This is a genomic window from Aquitalea sp. (assembly GCF_030150775.1).
GTDB lineage: Bacteria > Pseudomonadota > Gammaproteobacteria > Burkholderiales > Chromobacteriaceae > Aquitalea > Aquitalea denitrificans.
Map to the genome: position 1 here is coordinate 1 of NZ_JASLFG010000046.1, position 14,490 is coordinate 14,490.

A 14,490-nucleotide genomic window follows, 5' to 3' on the forward strand; every position below is an offset into this window, starting at 1 on the left:
GGTCAAGCAGATGACCACCGACGCCGACGGCAACACCAACCTGGCCGCCAACGCCATGGCCCACGCCGCGCTGGGCGCACTACTGGCCGCCGCCAAAGGCCAGAACACCACTGCGGGCGCAGTGGGAGGCGGCATCGCTCCGATTACCGCAGACTTGGTGATGAACCAGCTCTACCCCGGCAAGACGGTAGCCGAACTGAGCGAAGAACAAAAACAAACCGTGGCCGCCCTCACCACCCTCACCGGCACGCTGGCGGGAGGCTTGACCACTGGAAATTCGGCTGGGGCGGTGACGGGGGGGCAGGTGGCGAATAATGAGGTGTGGAACAACTCACTTTCCGTATCAGATAGAAAGAAACTAAGCGCGGCAGCAGATCAATGTATTAAAAATCCAACGAGTAATCAGTGTGGCGTGGCAAAAGAATTACTCAAAAAGAACTATGACGACAGTCTGGAAAATGCAAGAAAAAATGGCACACCACTGCCTGTTGATTTAAAAATCATGACTGCGCAGTATTTTTCCTCAGAAAAGCATCATTAAGCTATAGCTTTTTAGATGAAAACCAAAGTTATACCGCTTCACTTCAGGCTGCCTATGGAATGGGAGGACAGGTTGTATGGGATAGTAAAGGTGGGTGGTCAGTATCCCCTGTTGTTGGTCAAGGTATAAGTGGTTTTTGGGGGGTAACCACAAATCACTATGGTTCTCCAAGTGGAATTCAGTCTCAAGTGTCTGCAAATGGTGGGGCTCTTGTCTCATTCGGATCGACAACAGGCGTAAGTGAAAGCGGTCCATTTCTCCAGTCACAATTTGGAATTGGGTTTGGTGAATTCGTGGGCTCAAAGATACAAGGTGGGTTTTCAATTCCAATCAAAAATGGAGAAAATAAATGATTTTTATTTTATTAATTTTGATAATTATATTTGGAGCACTTTTTCAAAAGAGACTGTGTGAGATTACTGGCGAAGATTTTCATTGGCTTTGGGCGCCAGATCATACAACATCATCAAAACTACATATCGCATTATTTTTTAAATATTTAAAATACAGGGATGAAAAGCTCAATTTTTATGGCGTAATTGTTCAGTTATTGATGTTGTTATTGGTTGTTTTTGCATTGATGGATATAGTGCATTAATTAATGGGACTCATTATAAGAGTCTCGCAGCGCGATATGACATGAATATTGCGTTTAATCGTGCACAAGACTTGGCCAGCGGTCGCGCCAACTACAACACCGGGGCCAGCTCTGCCTTCACGGTACAAGGTATTGCACCGGGACAATCCTATGCCACCTATGAACAGCAAAACCAGAAAAATTTCTTGGTATTGGCCGGTACGGCAGCCCTGCCTGCCGGGGGCTATGGCCTCGTTGGTCCGGCAGTGGGTGATGCCATGCTGATTTCAGGGGGGGGCGGTGGTTTTGATGCAGTAGGTCAATATGCGCAAAATTGCGCACAAGGTAATTGCAAAGTAAGTTCAATCAATCCGGTCCAATCATTGTTTGCGGTTAATACAGCGATGGTGGCGGGACCGATAGTGGGGCCTGTGGGAAGTCAGATTTCTTCAATTTTTAGAATGTCTAATTCAGCAGGAGCGACCATGTCGAGTGGTTTTTTTGGTGCTGGGGTTGGTTATGTGAATACCAGCTTTAATAATGTGTATGGCGAAAGGAATGATAATGCATGGGCCTCTGCCGGGTATGGTGTTGTTTTTGGAGGGGCGGGGCCAGCTATTGGGGCCGGGATGCTTCGTTGGGATGGTTCGCCTTTGAATGCTAGTTATTTAAATAACATAATTTCCAATTTTCCATCATTTTTACCTGTATCGTCAGATTTAAGTGGAGTTGATAGTAAAGGTGGTGTGAAATGAAGGAAATATTAATTAGAGCGATTCGAATAATCGTATTTTTTACGTTTTGGCCAATTGCTTGGTATGTGTCGAGAGCTATTGATCCTAAGCGGTTGCATCATCTTTTTATAGGCTTGTGCTGGCCCGTTTTCGGTTATCAGGCCATTGGGCATGGGTATGAATGGTTGAACTATATATGTGCAGAAACAGGATTGATGTGTGATGGATCTTCGCAGCCAAGACCCGAACTAACTGCATGGCGCTATATGTACGGAACCCCAATATGTATCATACTTTCCCTGTTTATGCTGAATAAATTCAGAATGCGTATGATGACAGTGCGACGCAGGCTGAAACAGCATCGGCAGAACTACGGCCAAGTTGCCACGGCTTCCCGCCGTTGCTTTTGGTGGGTGTGACATCGCTCTTTGATGTTTTGATTGCCAGCATAGTATTAAATTTATAGGGGAATATAGCATGCCTTTTGCACCGGTTTGGCGACGGCTTGTTGCATTTTTTATTGACTGTATTCTACTAGGCCTGCTCTTGATGGTCATCGGTCTTGCTTTTACAGACTGGCTTGCTGTGATCGGTAATTGGGGGCGCCTGATAACATTGTCTTTAGTATTGGTTTACTTTGGCGTTCTTGATAGCTCTGATGGTGGAGGGCGGACATTTGGAAAAAAATTACTCAAGATTGAAGTTCGTGCAACTGATTGCAGTTTGCCTAGCCTTCGGATAAGCATGATACGCAGCCTGCCGATTGCAGTGATGATCTCTGCGAATGGCATGATTACCAATATTCTATGGATAAATCAGGTTTTTACGTTTGCTTTGTCAGGCTTTGCTTTGTTACTGCTGTATATGGCGGTTTTATATCGCAAGCAGGGTCGCTTGCCGCAAGACCTGCTTGCAGGGACTGTGGTTGTTATGGAAACAGTTCGGTATTTTGATGTTGCCGAGCATAAGCGTTGGCTGAATGTTGGCATGATAGTATGCGTGCTTATTGCTTTGGTGGCTGGTATTTATCAAATGCGTGATGATGGATCTGAAAGTGCCCGCATTGCATGGCGGGATGTGCAAGAAAAGTTAGATCTAAAAGGCTCCATCTTCAATATTCAAAAAACCACTATAAATGACAAGTCGCACTTGACAGTCAGTATCATAGTTAATAATAAAAAATTACTTAATGAGGTGGCTGCTGCTCGTATTGCCAATGCCATATTTTTGGGTGGATTTAGTGGTATTCCGACCGGAGAGAAACTGACCGTTAATCTGGGGTATGGGTTCAATCTTGGATTGGTGCAAAGTGTAAGTTGGATGCCATTTCATCACACACAAGCAGAGTGGGCTGCACTAATACAGTGAATTTGAAATGGCTTGATTTGTGAGTGAAACAATTCGTACATGTCATTTTCTCCACTTCAGAGCGACGCCGCAAACATGCAAACCCAACACTCTCTTGTTTTGCTATCGCTGCTTTCCGCACTACTCACCGCCTGTCAGTCCGTCGGCGTGCAGTATCGCTTCCCTACCGCGATGGAACCATCTGCCGAATTGCAAGGCAAGGAAGGTGGCATGATCGATACCTTTGATGCTGAAGGGTGTTACGTAGGCCGTACCAGTGTGACCGATAAGGTACGTCTACGGGCGGGTGATCCTGTGGTGCTGGCGTATGAAGTGGTGCTGAATGCATCGACGTACAACACCATCTATAACGTTCCGCCGATCACATGTACTCGGCTGTTCAGCTTTATCCCACAGGCGAATGCCCGCTACGTATTGCGTGGTGACATTCGCTATGTGAATGGCAAGAACTTGTTTGGTAAAACCATTGCCATTCCTAGTTGTGAGGCTGGTTTGAAGCAGCGCCTGCAAGATGGCGCATTCATAGATGTACCCGTCACTTATCTGGGCTTACAGCGCAAACGCTGGAACTGTCTGCAAGCCTCTCCACTATTAGATAACCCCCCCTAAACCAACAGCCCGGCTATCCATTTGGCTGCCGGGCTGTTGTTCATGGCAGGCTTAAGCCAGCAATTGCTGTTGTTGCTGCTGCAAATGCTGCAAGCCCTGCATCAAGTGCCTGCGGTAGGCATCAGACGGGTGCAAGGCAAGCAAGGCCAATACTGCCTCCAGCGTCTGGGCCTGCTCCCGCAATGCGGATTCCAGTTGGGCAAAACCACGTGCCAACTCCTGCACCGGGCTGCGCAGCGCGGCAAAGCGGTCTTGTTGCAGCATGGCTTGCAGCAACACGATGTGTTGGCGCATCAGGGCCAAGACGGGTGTGGTGGCTTGGTGTGTCATGAGCTGCGCCCTCCCGTTGGTTGGCATAGGGCAGAGGCGGCAAGCAAGTAAACAGGGAAAATCATGAATGGTCTCCTGGAATGTTTACCTGCCGCCCGACGCCAATCGGGGGTGGCAGGCACATGGCAGGATTGGCGTACCGTTCCAGGAGCGGTGCCTCGTGAGAGGCTCCCACCATGGCCCGCCATAGAAGACGTGCGATGGTTACGGACGCGACAAAGCTTGGCCTTGTGCAAAGTCCGTCTGGAACGGGACGCCAATCCCGGTGCCGCTATTGAACGGCACGGAGGGGATTATCTAGTGCTGCGGGTGTGAAGGCAAGAAACACGGGCGCAAAGGTGGGCTGCCAGCTATGGCCTGTCCGGTGCTGTGGCAGGGGCCATTGCCAGCCTGGGCTGCTGTTTTAAGCGCTGAAGGGGGGCAGCATCTGTGACCTGTATTGGCCATGGTCAAAAAAACAGCCCGGCAAGCAAGGCTTGTCGGGCTGTTTGCCGGCTGATGCGCAGGGTTAGCGCTTGTCGGCCTGAATGGCAGTCAGGGCGATGGTGTAGACAATGTCGTCCACCAGTGCGCCGCGCGACAGGTCGTTTACCGGCTTGCGCAGGCCTTGCAGCATGGGGCCGACGCTGACTACGCCTGCCGAGCGCTGTACTGCCTTGTAGGTGGTGTTGCCGGTGTTGAGGTCCGGGAACACAAACACGGTGGCGCGACCGGCCACGGTGCTGTCCGGGGCCTTTTGGCGGCCTACGGACTCCACGCTGGCAGCGTCGTATTGCATCGGGCCATCGATTTCCAGATCCGGGCGCTTTTCCTTGGCGATGCGGGTGGCTTCGCGCACTTTTTCCACGTCCGAGCCACTGCCGGAGCTGCCGGTGGAGTAGGAAATCATCGCGACGCGCGGCGGAATGCCAAAGGCGGCGGCGGAGTCGGCAGACTGGATGGCGATGTCGGCCAGGTCTTCGGCGGTCGGGTCCGGGTTGACAGCACAGTCACCATAAACCAGCACCTGTTCCGGCATCAGCATGAAGAACACGCTGGAAACCAGCTTGGCTTCCGGGGCGGTCTTGATCAGCTGCAGGGCAGGGCGGATGGTGTTGGCGGTGGTGTGTACCGCACCGGAAACCAGCCCGTCCACTTCGCCCAGTGCCAGCATCATGGTGCCCAGTACCACATTGTCTTCCAGCTGTTGCTCGGCCATCGGTGCGTTCAGGCCCTTGCCCTTGCGCAGTTCCACCATGGGCTGGATGTAGTTGCCGCGTACTTCGTTGGGATCGAGGATTTCGATCGAAGCGGGCAGGGTGACGCCCTGGGCTTCGGCAATCTGTTCGATCTCAACGCGGTTACCAATCAGCACGCAGTGGGCAATACCTTTTTGCTGGCAGATGGCAGCTGCCTTGACGGTGCGCGGTTCGTTGCCTTCCGGCAGCACGATGCGTTTGCCGGCGCGGCGGGCTTTTTCCATCAACTGGTAGCGGAAGGCCGGTGGTGGCATGCGGTGTTCGCGCGGTGCGCCCACATTGCGCTTGAGCTTGTCGGCATCCAGATGCTCGGCGACAAAGTCGATCACCCGCTCCATGCGTTCCAGGTCGTCCGCTGGCACCTGGCGGCTCATATTGCTGAGGAAGCTGGCAGTTTCGAAGGTGTTGTGGGTGGTGGACATTACCGGCAGGCCGCTGGTGAAGGCCTGGTGGCAAAGTTGCTGGATGCGCGGATCGGGCAGCGAGTCGCAGGTTAGCAGCAGGCCGGCCAGCGGCACGCCATTCATGGCGGCCATGGAAGTGCCCAGCACGATGTCTTCGCGATCGCCTGCGGTGACAATCAGCGCGCCGGGCTTGAGCAGATGAACCACATTGGGCACGGTGCGTGCGGTCACCGCCATGCTGCGTACGCGGCGACGGCTGATTTGCCCGGCGTGCAGCACGCGTGCCTGCATGTAGTGGGCTACGTCCAGCGTGCGCGGGGCCAGCAGCTCCGGCTCATTGGGGATGGCACCAATCATCGGCAGGCGGTTTTTCTGCAGCAGATGGCCGGCTTCCTGAATCTCCATCGCCAGTTGCTGGGCGTTTTGCTCCTTGGGCAGACGGTTCAGGATGTAACCCGCCACGTGGCCGGGCTGGGCACCAAAGGCTTGTACGCTCAGCTCCAGCTGTTCGGCAATTTCATGGCTGGCAAGCTTGTCGGCAGCAGTCACCAGAATGGTCTGCGCCTGCAGGTTGCGGGCAATCTTGGTGTTGAGGAAGGTGGAGAACACCTGTTTCTGGTCCGGTACCAGGCCTTCCACAATCATCAGGTCCACATTGTGCGAGGCTTGCTGGTAAAGCGAGACCACCTCTTCCATCAGCTGGTCGATTTCACCTTGCGACAGCAGGTGCTCCACCCGTTCCATGGCCAGTGGTTCTGGCGGGTTGAGGTGGCAGATGGCGCGGGCGAAGTGGGTGGAGCGCTCCGGCGAGCTGTCCGCCCCCTGGGCGATGGGTTTGACAAAACCCACGCGCAGGCCGGATTGCTCCAGCGCGCGGATCATGCCCAGAGCTACCGAGGTGAGTCCGGCATCAAAGCCGGTCGGTGCCAGGAAAAAAGTATGCATGCTTCTGACTCTTTCTTGCGCTGCCTCAGACGGACAAGCCCGCCAACTGGGCGGTGTCCAGGGCAATCATCAGTTCTTCATCGGTGTTGATCACCAGGGCAGGCACGGAGTCGGCGGTGGTGATGCGGCCAGCCTTGCCGCGAATGCACTCTTCATTGGCTGCCTCATCCAGCTGCAGGCCCAAAAAGCCCAGCTGTTTGATTACGCGGGCGCGCAAATAGGACGAATTTTCGCCAATGCCGCCGGTAAACAGCACGCCGTCCAGTCGGCCCAGTGCCACAGTGAGGGCGGCAATGTGCTTGGCCAGGCGGTAGCTGAAGATATCCAGTGCCAGAATGGCTTCTGGCTGGCCGGCCAGGGCGGCGTCTTCCAGTTCGCGGCAGTCGCTGGACAGCTCGGACAGGCCCAGCAAGCCGGACTTCTTGTTCAGCAGATCGGTGACGCCATTGACGTCCAGGCCCAGCTCGGAAGCCAGGTAGCCGAAGATGCCCGGATCGATGTCACCGGAGCGGGTGCCCATCACCAGGCCTTCCAGCGGGGTCAGGCCCATGGTGGTGTCCACGCTCTTGCCGCCCTTGATGGCGGCGGCGGAGGCGCCATTGCCCAGGTGGGCGCAGACAAAGGCGGTGTCTTGCAACGGCTGGTCCAGCAGACGGGCGGCCTCGCCGGTGACATAGCGGTAGCTGGTGCCATGGAAGCCATAGCGGCGCACGCCGTGTTCGCGGTATAGCTGCATCGGCACGGCATACAGGTAGGCTTGTTCGGGCATGGTCTGATGGAAGGCAGTGTCGAATACGGCCACCTGTGTCAGTCCGGGGAATTGCTGCATGGCGGTGCGAATGCCCAGCAGGTGGGCCGGGTTATGCAGCGGGGCCAGTTTTGCGCATTTCTCGATTTCGGCGATGACGGTGTCGTCGATGACTGCGGAGGCCTTGAAGTGTTCGCCACCATGCACCACGCGATGGCCGACGGCCTTGACGCTATCCAGCAAATCCAGCTCGCGCAGACGCGCAATGATGGCGTGCATGGCAGCGGCGTGATTGGCTTCGCTCAGCGCCTGGCTGTCTTTCTGGCCCACATGCTTGAAGCTGATCTGGCCTTGGTCCAGGCCCAGTTTTTCAGCCAGACCGGTCAGGATGGCTTGGTGAGAGGCGGTGTCGATCAGGGCAAATTTCAGCGAGGAACTGCCGCAGTTGATAACGAGAATGCTTGATTTCATAGGCACTGGGGGTCGTAAATGACGAAAAAGGGGTCCGTTGGGAAAATCACTGCAGCAATCCGGTGGATTGGCCATATTAGGGTTATGACTGTGTCGGCCTGATGACCGGCTGTGCAGTAGACGGGCTCCTCTTGATTTTCCTTTGATCGGCTTGGGCCGGGCAGCGATTATCCGGCGCACCCTGCAAGGCGGCAATACGGGTTTTACCTTGCCGCTGCATGGCTTTGTCCGCGGGCGTTCGGGCCAGTTTCAACTGGGGTGGCTGCCTGCTGGAACAGGTGGTGGATAAAGGTGCTGTCACGTTTCAGCCAGCACCTGGCAATCCGACCGGTTCAACCGTGCCGCGAGTATAACATAGCCGTTATGAAGCGCTGATGTTGCTGCGCACAATTTGCGCTAACGCAATGATTTTTAAGGGTGGGGGTAGGGATGATGTGTCAAATTCCGCAAAAACGCACTTTGTAGCAGTATAGTTTCATTCTGCGAATGCTTGCCATCACCAAAAATAGCTTGCCCCCCCTTCCGGGGCGGGGCATAATCCCGCCCTCGAAAAGCAGGGGCTTGGCCTTTGTTTTCATTATCGTTTTGATGGTTCCGTAAACTCGTTTAGCGAGATTCGGCTGGTCTTATATCTTCTTCCACGGAGGTGTGGGAATAATGTCTGATCTGGCTTCTTCGCAGATGCTGCAAGCATCTGCTGCTCAGCTGCCTATCTATACCTATTTTGACCCGGCTCATTACGAGCTGGAGCAAAAACAACTGTTTGCCACTGCTCCGCAGTACTACGGCCATGCGCTGATGGTGCCCAATGAGGGCGACTATCACACGCTGGAATGGCTGGGCCACGGCAAGATGCTCAAAAATGTGGGCGGTGAAATCAAGCTGATTTCCAACGTCTGTCGCCATCGTCAGGCGCTGATTTATCAGGGCCGCGGCAATGGCAACCACATGGTGTGCAATCTGCATGGCTGGACTTACGACGCCGAAGGCAAGCTGCTGGGCGCGCCGCATTTCCCGCAAACGCCTTGCCTGAACCTGAATCAGACGCAACTGACCAACTGGAACGGTTTGCTGTTTGATGCCGGTCGCGACATCGCGGCCGATCTGGCGCAGCTTGGTGTGGCCAAACACCTGGATTTCTCCGAGTTTGCCTTCCATTCGACGCATACCACCGAGTATGACTTCAACTGGAAGACTTTCATCGAAGTCTATTCCGAGGACTACCACGTCGATCCTTTCCATCCGGGCCTGGGCAATTTTGTCGATTGCGCCGAACTCAAGTGGGAGTGGGGTGCGCAGTATCACGTGCAGACGGTGGGGGTGAAAAACCAGCTGGCCCGTTCCGGTTCACGCGTGTATGGCAAGTGGCACGAAGAAGTACGCCGCCGTTTTGCCGACCGCCAGCCCGAATTCGGTGCCATCTGGCTCACCTACTACCCCAACATCATGGTGGAGTGGTATCCGCATGTGCTGGTGGTCAGCGTGGTGATTCCGCGTGGCCCGGAGAAATGCACCGTCATCACCGAGTTCTACTACCCGGAAGATGTGGTGTACTTCGAGCCGGAATTCGTCGAGGCAGAGCAGGCCGCCTACTTCGAAACCGCCAAGGAAGACGACGAAATCTGCTATCGCATGCACCTGGGCCGTCGTGCGCTGTGGCTGCGTGGCGAGAGCGAAGTGGGGCCGTATCAATTCCCCACCGAGGAAGGCATGCAACACTTCCACGAGTTCTATCGTCGCTTGATGGGCGATGCCATGGCTGGCTAAGCCGGACGTTTCAGTGCAGAATGGCAAAGGCGCGGGTTTCCGCGCCTTTTTCTTTGTCTTGATGACAATGCACTGGCAAAAACATTTACTTATTTTCGCCCTTGGCCTGCTGGCCGGGCCCGTGCTGGCCGCCAGTTTTACCGATCCGGCCAGCAAGATCAGCTTTACCTTGCCCCCAGGCTGGAAGGTCCGCAGCGTGGTGCAGGAAGGTGTGCGCGTGATCAAGGTGGTGCCGCCAAAGGCGGACCAGCGTGAACGTGCGGCCATTGAGGTGACCCTGCAGGAGTACAAGGCCGGGCGTGGTGATACGCCGGAGCGGCTGCAGCGCCGCTATCGACAGGCCGACGGTGACCGCGAGCCCGCACTCTACACACGACTTAACCCGCATAGCGGGCGGCTGGTTACGGAATATCGTGAGGGACGTTTTGTTTCCGGCCGTTTGTGGATTGTGCGGCTCAATCTGCATGTCTTCCTGCCAACGCCGGGCAAGCGAATGCTGGAGGCGCGCTGCGCGGCGAATGCTTCGGAGTTCAAAACCTACCGTCACCAGATGGAAGCCATCTGCCTGTCGGCCACCAGTTTGCGCAAGCCATGATGTACTCTGCAGTGCAATTGCTTCGCCTGGAGTGCCGTCGGCATGCCTGAGTCCTTGATTGCCCGGCTGTGCCGAGGCCAGTTGGGGGCTGGCTGGATGGTAGTGGCTGCCGCTTTTTTTGCGCTGATGGGTGTGTTTGTCAAAGCAGGTGCGCAGCATTTCAATTCGGTAGAGCTGCTGTTCTGGCGCACACTGATCGGCACGATCATTCTGGGTGTCGGTATCCGCTGGCGTGGCCTGTCACTGTCCACGCCGCACTGGCAAGGTCATATCAAACGCAGCTTTGTTGGCTACCTGTCCATGTCGGCACTGTTTTATGCGCTGACCCATTTGCCGCTGTCTACGGCGGTGACACTTAACTACACCTCCTCGCTGTTCTTTTCGCTGATCTGCATTGTCAAGCTCAAGGACCGGTTGTCGCGCCCGGCGGCGTTGGCGCTGGGGCTGGGCTTTTTTGGCATTGTTCTGCTGCTGCGGCCAACCTTTAGCTCGGATCAGTGGCTGGCCGGCGTAGTAGGACTGCTGTCGGGGGTAAGTGCCGGTTTCGCCGTGTTTCAGGTGCGCGAACTGGGGCAGATGGGCGAGCCGTCATGGCGGGTGGTGTTTTGGTTCTTCGCCATCGCCAGTGTGTTTGGTGCCGTCTGGCTGTTGCTGGGGCCAGGCTTCTCCCCGGTGCATGCCGGCAATGTCACGGCCTTGCTGGGCGTGGGTGTCTGCGGCATGCTTGGGCAACTGGCCATGACCATGGCCTACAAGGTGGGGCGCAAATATCTGGTAGCCAGCTTTGCCTATCTCACCGTGGTGTTTTCAGCCCTGCTGGGGATGTTGCTGTGGGGTGATGCGCTGGGGCCGGATGCCTTGCTGGGTATGGCGCTGATTGTCGGCGCAGGTTTGTTGGCGGCATTGCGCTGAAGCATGCCAAAAACATGTGATAGCTTGATGGTTGTCAGCAGAATCCCTGCTGACAGGAGCTAGAATGCAATCATGGTCGTGCGGCAATGGTTGGCGCGGCGTAACAATAACAAGCAAGACTCACACTTTAGGAGATACAGCATGATTTCTATCCGCGAACAGGATTATGGTCTGGATGTGGCGCTGTTCAATGAATTCTCGCTGGCAGATTTCAAGCTGTTTGAAGACGCGCTGGTCAAGCGTGTTACCGAACAAGGCAAGCCGGACGTATTGCTGGATCTGTCCGAACTGGTGGACTTCACTTTGGACATGGCGTTGGAAGAGGTCAAGTTTGTGCGTGCGCACGAGCAGGACTTTGGCCGTATCGCGCTGGTGGTGAGTGATGTGTGGATCAAGCTGGCAGCTCACATTGCCGGCCTGCTGTCGCATAACCATCTTGAATACTTTGATACGGTCGAGGAAGCTCAGGCGTGGCTGGCCGGGCCGGTTGCCGCTTGATTTTGGGGTGAATGACGGTACAGTAGCGGTTTTTGTTCAGCACGAAAGAATAAGAACCGATGTTGAAAAGCATTGCCAGCCGTCTTGCTACTGAACTAGCCGTCCGCGAAAACCAGGTGGCGGCCACTATCGAACTGATCGACGGTGGTGCCACCGTCCCCTTTATTGCCCGTTACCGCAAGGAAGTCACCGGCGGGCTGGATGATACCCAGCTGCGTACACTGGCCGAGCGCTTGGTCTATCTGCGCGAGCTGGACGATCGCCGTGACAGCATCCTCGCCAGCATCCGCGAGCAGGACAAGCTCACCCCCGAGCTGACCGCCGCGCTCTATGCAGCCGACAACAAGACGGCACTGGAAGACCTTTACCTCCCTTACAAGCCCAAGCGCCGCACCAAGGCGCAAATCGCGCGTGAAGCCGGCCTGCAGTCGCTGGCTGACAGCTTGCTGGCGGACCCTGCGCAGCAGCCTGAAGCCCTGGCGCAAGGCTATATCAATGCCGAAGCCGGCGTGGCCGATACCAAGGCGGCACTGGACGGTGCACGTGCCATTCTGATCGAACAGTTTGCCGAAGATGCCGAGCTGCTGGGTCGTCTGCGCGAAAAGCTGTGGAACGAAGGCGAACTGGCTGCCAGCGTAGTGGCAGGCAAGGAGCAGGAAGGTGCCAAGTTTGCCGATTACTTTGACCATCGCGAAGCCATTCGCGCTACTCCTTCGCACCGTGCGCTGGCTTTGCTGCGCGGTCGCAATGAAGGTGTGCTCAGCGTTGCGCTCAAATACCAGCCGGATGAAACCCCGATTACCGAGCGTTCGGCTTACGAATTACTGATCGGTCAGCGCTTTGGCGTCCAGGATAAGGGCCGTCCGGCTGATAAATGGCTGCTGGATGGAGTACGACTGTGCTGGCGCGCCAAGATATTCCTGTCGCTGGAGCTGGAGCTGATGGGCAAGCTGAAAGAGGCGGCAGATGGCGAGGCCATCAAGGTGTTTGCCGATAATCTGCACGACTTGCTGCTGGCAGCACCGGCGGGGCAGCGCGCCACCCTGGGCCTGGACCCGGGTTTGCGTACCGGCGTGAAAGTAGCCGTGGTGGATGGTACCGGCAAGGTGCTGGACACCACCGCCATCTACCCGCACGAGCCACGCCGCGAGTGGGACAAGTCCATCGCCATTCTGGGCGCACTGTGTACCCGTCACAATGTTGACCTGATTTCCATTGGTAATGGCACGGCCAGTCGCGAAACCGACAGGCTGGCACAGGACCTGATCAAGGCTTACCCGCAATTGGGCATGACCAAGATCGTGGTGTCCGAGGCGGGTGCCTCGGTGTATTCGGCTTCCGAGCTGGCAGCCAAGGAATTCCCCGATATGGACGTCAGTTTGCGCGGTGCAGTCTCCATTGCCCGCCGCTTGCAGGACCCTTTGGCCGAGCTGGTGAAGATCGACCCGAAATCCATCGGCGTGGGTCAGTATCAGCACGACGTCAACCAAAGCCAGTTGGCGCGGGCGCTGGATGCGGTGGTAGAGGATTGCGTCAATGCAGTCGGGGTGGATGTAAATACTGCCTCCGTACCATTACTGACACGCATCTCCGGCCTGAACGCCACGCTGGCCGCCAATATCGTGAGCTACCGCGACCAGAATGGTGCTTTCAAAAACCGCAAGCAGCTGCTGAAAGTACCGCGCCTGGGTGACAAAACCTTCGAGCAGGCAGCGGGCTTTCTGCGCATCAGCGGTGGCGACAATCCGCTGGATGCCTCATCGGTGCATCCGGAAGCCTATCCGGTAGTGGAGAAAATCGTTGCCCGCCTGGGGCGTGAGGTCAAATCATTGCTGGGGGACTCTGTCGCGCTAAAAGCAGTCAAGGCAACGGACTATACCGATGAGCGCTTCGGCCTGCCCACGGTGATGGATATCCTTAAGGAGCTGGACAAGCCTGGCCGCGATCCGCGGCCGGAGTTCAAGACCGCCACCTTCCAGGATGGCATCGAGGACATCAAGCATCTGCAGCCCGGCATGGTGTTAGAGGGTGTAGTCACCAATGTGGCCAACTTTGGTGCCTTTGTTGATATCGGCGTGCATCAGGATGGCCTGGTCCATATTTCCGCACTGTCCAGCAAATTCATCGACGACCCGCGCAAGGTGGTCAAGGCTGGTGATGTGGTCAAGGTGAAAGTGCTGGAAGTGGATGTGGCGCGCAAGCGCATTGCCCTGACCATGCGCATGAGTGATGAAGTGGGAGCAAGCAGCCGTACTGGCCGTTCCGACAATGCCCGCCCTGCAGGAGAGCAGCGCAACCGCCCGTCACAAGGTCGTACGCAGCAGCCTGCCGGCGAGTCGGCGATGGCTGCCGCGTTTGCCAAGCTGAAGCAGCGCTGAATACGCGCTTGCATATATATGGAAGTCACCAAGCCCGGCCCCGCCGGGCTTTTTGCTGCCGGTGGCAGTGCGCTGACCAGCTTTTTGCGCCAGTTTTCCCCGTTGATCGGTAGCGGGCTGGACTGCGGTGCACCGCTGCCTGTGCACCCGCAGCAAAATAGTCATGAAACCCGAATTTCATAAAGCATTACCGTTCAGTGACTTAGCGGTCTGTGCGACGGAATTTTGGCAAAACCTGCAGATTTCTTCGCACAAAGTGTTGACGAGGGTAGGGCGTGGCGGTATAGTTCGCCTCCTCAGCAGACAACGCAGCGACGGAAACGAAACGCAGCGACCTGCACCGCTCTTTAAAAAACAGAATAACCGATAGGTGTG

Annotated in this window: 13 protein-coding genes; 10 read left to right on the forward strand and 3 right to left on the reverse strand. The window is 55.9% G+C overall.

What is annotated here, in order from left to right; genetic code table 11:
- The 5 genes from QVF59_RS15945 to QVF59_RS15965 form a co-directional block, all read left to right on the forward strand.
- The coding region (locus tag QVF59_RS15945) for a VENN motif pre-toxin domain-containing protein (protein WP_287881234.1) at positions 1–541 on the forward strand (541 nt) is incomplete at its 5' end.
- A 349-nt stretch (positions 542–890) separates the two neighbouring features.
- On the forward strand, positions 891–1,139 hold the full coding sequence (locus tag QVF59_RS15950) for a hypothetical protein (RefSeq protein WP_287881236.1): 249 nt from the start codon (positions 891–893) through the stop codon (positions 1,137–1,139).
- A gap of 41 nt (positions 1,140–1,180) precedes the next feature.
- The gene (locus tag QVF59_RS15955; RefSeq protein WP_287881238.1) at positions 1,181–1,873 is read left to right on the forward strand and encodes a hypothetical protein; all 693 of its coding nucleotides are present in this window, start codon (positions 1,181–1,183) and stop codon (positions 1,871–1,873) included.
- Positions 1,874–2,329: 456 nt separating this feature from the next.
- Positions 2,330–3,220 (forward strand): RDD family protein, encoded by an 891-nt coding sequence (locus QVF59_RS15960; RefSeq protein WP_287881240.1) that lies wholly within the window; start codon positions 2,330–2,332, stop codon positions 3,218–3,220.
- Between the two features lie 39 nt (positions 3,221–3,259).
- Positions 3,260–3,829: a hypothetical protein gene (locus QVF59_RS15965; protein WP_287881241.1), complete on the forward strand. Its 570-nt coding sequence runs from the start codon at positions 3,260–3,262 to the stop codon at positions 3,827–3,829.
- Between the two features lie 51 nt (positions 3,830–3,880).
- On the opposite strand, the gene QVF59_RS15970 is transcribed toward QVF59_RS15965, so the two are convergent.
- The 3 genes from QVF59_RS15970 to QVF59_RS15980 all read right to left on the reverse strand — a co-directional run bounded on the left by QVF59_RS15970 (position 3,881) and on the right by QVF59_RS15980 (position 7,965).
- On the reverse strand, positions 3,881–4,159 hold the full coding sequence (locus QVF59_RS15970; protein ID WP_287881242.1) for a hypothetical protein: 279 nt from the start codon (positions 4,157–4,159) through the stop codon (positions 3,881–3,883).
- Between the two features lie 508 nt (positions 4,160–4,667).
- The gene (gene pta, locus QVF59_RS15975) at positions 4,668–6,746 is read right to left on the reverse strand and encodes a phosphate acetyltransferase (RefSeq protein ID WP_287881244.1); all 2,079 of its coding nucleotides are present in this window, start codon (positions 6,744–6,746) and stop codon (positions 4,668–4,670) included.
- Between the two features lie 25 nt (positions 6,747–6,771).
- Positions 6,772–7,965 carry an acetate/propionate family kinase gene (locus tag QVF59_RS15980; protein WP_287881245.1) on the reverse strand — a complete coding sequence of 398 codons (1,194 nt, stop codon included), beginning with the start codon at positions 7,963–7,965 and terminating at the stop codon, positions 6,772–6,774.
- 657 nt (positions 7,966–8,622) lie between these two features.
- Here QVF59_RS15980 and QVF59_RS15985 point away from each other — a divergent pair.
- The 5 genes from QVF59_RS15985 (at position 8,623) to QVF59_RS16005 (ending at position 14,115) form a co-directional block, all read left to right on the forward strand.
- Positions 8,623–9,732: an aromatic ring-hydroxylating oxygenase subunit alpha gene (locus QVF59_RS15985; protein WP_287881246.1), complete on the forward strand. Its 1,110-nt coding sequence runs from the start codon at positions 8,623–8,625 to the stop codon at positions 9,730–9,732.
- 13 nt (positions 9,733–9,745) lie between these two features.
- Positions 9,746–10,327: a hypothetical protein gene (locus QVF59_RS15990; protein WP_240902628.1), complete on the forward strand. Its 582-nt coding sequence runs from the start codon at positions 9,746–9,748 to the stop codon at positions 10,325–10,327.
- A 42-nt stretch (positions 10,328–10,369) separates the two neighbouring features.
- Positions 10,370–11,239, forward strand: coding sequence for a DMT family transporter (locus QVF59_RS15995; RefSeq protein WP_287881247.1), 870 nt, complete (start codon positions 10,370–10,372; stop codon positions 11,237–11,239).
- 141 nt (positions 11,240–11,380) lie between these two features.
- Positions 11,381–11,737 (forward strand): SpoIIAA family protein, encoded by a 357-nt coding sequence (locus tag QVF59_RS16000; protein ID WP_159876230.1) that lies wholly within the window; start codon positions 11,381–11,383, stop codon positions 11,735–11,737.
- 59 nt (positions 11,738–11,796) lie between these two features.
- Positions 11,797–14,115, forward strand: a complete 2,319-nt coding sequence (locus QVF59_RS16005) for a Tex family protein (protein WP_287881250.1) — start codon at positions 11,797–11,799, stop codon at positions 14,113–14,115.
- The last annotated feature ends 375 nt before the right edge of the window (positions 14,116–14,490 follow it).